The organism is uncultured Limnohabitans sp., from assembly GCF_937889215.1.
Lineage (GTDB): Bacteria > Pseudomonadota > Gammaproteobacteria > Burkholderiales > Burkholderiaceae_C > Limnohabitans_A.
Window position 1 is genome coordinate 1 of sequence record NZ_CALBEX010000375.1, and the last position, 1127, is coordinate 1127.

The 1127-nt window shown below is 61.0% G+C and carries 2 protein-coding genes; both read right to left on the bottom strand.

Annotated elements, in window-relative coordinates; genetic code table 11:
* Window positions 1-18: 18 nt before the first annotated feature.
* Entirely contained in the window at window positions 19-777 is a 759-nt protein-coding gene (locus Q0341_RS09500; protein WP_299512513.1) for an SDR family NAD(P)-dependent oxidoreductase, read from the bottom strand.
* Between the two features lie 18 nt (window positions 778-795).
* On the bottom strand, window positions 796-1127 hold a 332-nt coding region (locus Q0341_RS09505; protein ID WP_299512515.1), incomplete at its 5' end, for an SDR family oxidoreductase.

The window sequence follows — 1127 nt, forward strand, 5'->3', positions numbered from 1 at the left end:
TTCAGTGCTTGAACAAAATCAATAAGTGGAACGGCCGCCGGACAGGTCAAAGACCGCGCCGGTGGAGAAGGAACATTCTTCGGTGCTCAGCCAAGTCACCATGGCGGCGACTTCTTCAGGCTCGCCAAAGCGGGCCATCGGGATTTTAGAGAGCATGAACTGGATGTGCTCGGGCGTCATTTGATCAAAGATCGCCGTCTTCACAGCCGCCGGGGTGACACAGTTCACGCGCACACCGGTGTCGGCCAGCTCCTTGCCCAGCGATTTGGTCAGACCAATCACGGCTGCCTTGCTCGCGCTGTAAGCGCTGGCGTTGGGGTTGCCATCTTTGCCCGCAACCGAGGCGATGTTGATGATGCGCCCGTAGTTGCGCGCCTTCATGTGGGCGCTGAGTTCGCGGCAGCAATGGAACAGGCCGTGCACGTTCACATCGAACACCTGCTTCCAGGCGTCGACCGGGTAGTCCCACACTTTGACGTTGGGGCCGGTGATGCCCGCGCTATTGACCAGCACGTCCACCTCGGCCAAAGCGATGGTTTGCGCGGTGGCCTGCACCACCGAAGCGTGGTCGACCACATCGACCTGCACTGTGTTGACCACCGCGCCCAGCTGCCCTTGGCGCAGTTGTTCGGCCGCTTGGGCCATGCCCGCCGCATCGCGGTCCCAGATGGTGACGCGTGCGCCCGAGGCGAGCATGCGCTGCGCAATGGCATAACCCAGACCGGTGGCTGCACCGGTGATGACCGCGTGACGGCCTTTCAAGTTCAACAAGTTCATGTCTGTCTTTCGGAAAAATCAAATGGTCATGCCACCGTCAACCATGTAGGCATTGCCGGTGGCGAAGATGGATTCGTCAGAAGCGAGGAAAGTGACGATGGGCGCAATCTCGTGCGCCTGCGCCAGCCGCCCCATGGGCTGGCGATTGATGAAGTCCTTGCGCGCCTGCACCGGGTCGGCATAGCTGTTGATGCGGTCTTGCAGCGAGGGCGTGTCCACGGTACCGGGGCAGATGCAATTGCAGCGCACACCTTGGCGCACGTAGTCAGCGGCCACGCTTTTGGTCAGGCCAATCACCGCCGCCTTGCTGGTGCCGTAAATGAATCGGTTGGGCAAGCCCTTGACGCTAG